The 654-nt window shown below is 55.5% G+C and carries 2 protein-coding genes; both read left to right on the top strand.

The genetic code is table 11. From position 1 onward, the window contains the following. Nucleotides 1-411, top strand: a 411-nt coding sequence (locus tag AAY47_RS19800; protein WP_047772102.1) for a baseplate J/gp47 family protein, incomplete at its 5' end; no start/stop codon positions are given. Continuing rightward, nucleotides 408-654: putative phage tail protein (locus AAY47_RS19795; protein WP_047772101.1), on the top strand; the 247-nt coding region annotated here is incomplete at its 3' end. The genes AAY47_RS19800 and AAY47_RS19795, both read left to right, overlap by 4 nt.

Raw genomic sequence — 654 nt, 5'->3', positions numbered from 1 at the left:
GGCCTCGGCACCGTCGATATTGCGATCACCTCCGCCGATGGCTTGCCGTCAGCGGACATTATCAACGCGGTACAGGCGCATATTGACGACGTTCGCCCCGTCACCGCCAAAAGCTCACTGGTATTGGCACCGGCATTGCGCCCGGTGGATTTTGTTGTTGAAGTCGTTTTGGATGGCATCACGCTGGAAGCCGCCAGTCAGGAAATCACGAACGTTATTACCGATGCGGCAGGACGGCTGGCCCCCGGTGAACCGTTGATCCGTAGTCAGATAGAAATGCGCATTTCCCTGATACCCGGTATTCGTGACCGTCGCATCATCGCCCCCGTAGAAAACGTTATCGCGTTGGTGGATAGGAACCATCTTGAATGGCTGCGGATGGGCCGCATCACGGTAAGGCTTTTTTCATGAAATCATTACTGAAGCAGTTACTGCCCCCGGTCAGTTATGCCACGGATGCTCCCCGTTTGGATGCCGAACTGGCCGCCGAAGCGAAGCAGTTGCAGCTAATAGAACAGAGCGCCAATCGCGTCAGTGACGCGGTAACCCCGTTCTTTGCACAGTCGTTACTGCCTGACTGGGAGCGCGTTCTCGGCATCACTCAAAATGCAGACAACAACTACCAGCAACGGCTGGAAATGGTCTTGCTGAAGC

The sequence above is a fragment of the Xenorhabdus griffiniae genome (genome assembly GCF_001028135.1).
In the GTDB taxonomy this organism is placed as follows: domain Bacteria; phylum Pseudomonadota; class Gammaproteobacteria; order Enterobacterales; family Enterobacteriaceae; genus Xenorhabdus; species Xenorhabdus bakwenae.
The sequence above is the reverse complement of the archived record's forward strand: the minus strand, read 5'-3'. Positions and strand labels throughout refer to the sequence as shown.